Origin of the sequence: Caballeronia arationis, from assembly GCF_001544975.2 — a bacterium.
In the GTDB taxonomy this organism is placed as follows: Bacteria; Pseudomonadota; Gammaproteobacteria; order Burkholderiales; family Burkholderiaceae; genus Caballeronia; species Caballeronia arationis.
The window spans coordinates 1-657 of sequence record NZ_FCOG02000575.1 but is presented as its reverse complement, the minus strand read 5'-3'; the positions used below and the strand labels follow the sequence as shown (position 1 = coordinate 657).

Sequence of the window (657 nt, the reverse complement as noted above, 5' to 3'; positions counted from 1 at the left end):
AACCGTTGAAGACAGCTTTCACAACCAACCAAAAACACGACATCTGTACTTAGCCGGCGGTACGACATTTCAATTTTGCTTTGACACCTCCGCTGACTTGCCAATGCCGTCCGATATGAGTAGGATTAAATCCTACTGAAAGGAGGCTGCCATGCGAACAACGCAGCAAATGAGCATCACGTTACCGAACGAGATGGCTGAGTTCGTGCGGGAGAAGGTTGCTTGCGGCGACTATGCATCAGACAGTGAGGTATTGCGTGATGCGCTTCGTGCTCTTCGCGAGCGAGACCGCGCGATCGAGGCATGGCTGCGAGAACAGGTCGTCCCGGCGGCCAAGGCGCTTCGCGCAAATCCTGAGCGAGCGCTATCGGCGGACGAAGTTCGTGCGGAACTGAAGAAGTCCCGCGTGGGCCGCGGATGAATTTGCGCGTCCGGTTTGCGCCGGAAGCGCTAGCGCAACTCCAGGCACTCGAACAGCGTATAGCGGAGGCCGGCGCACCGCTCGCCGGCGAACGATACGTCGACGCAATTGTTGACTACTGCATGAAGCTGCAGGCGTTTGCAGGAACGCGGGGTTGCTCGGGATGACCTTTTTGCCTGGACTGCGTGTCACGCACTATCGCAAGCGCGCAATCATCGCATATCTGTTCGAGGGCG

1 protein-coding gene is annotated in these 657 nt (G+C 57.5%); it reads left to right on the top strand.

Annotated elements, in window-relative coordinates; translation table 11 throughout:
* Positions 1-151 precede the first annotated feature (151 nt).
* Positions 152-421 (top strand): type II toxin-antitoxin system ParD family antitoxin, encoded by a 270-nt coding sequence (locus tag AWB81_RS43940; RefSeq protein ID WP_062644820.1) that lies wholly within the window; start codon positions 152-154, stop codon positions 419-421.
* Positions 422-657: the final 236 nt, after the last annotated feature.

Bases quoted from the DNA above. Each gene is read 5' to 3' on its own strand.
- AWB81_RS43940 (WP_062644820.1), top strand. From the start codon at position 152: ATGCGAACAACGCAGCAAATGAGCATCACGTTACCGAACGAGATGGCT.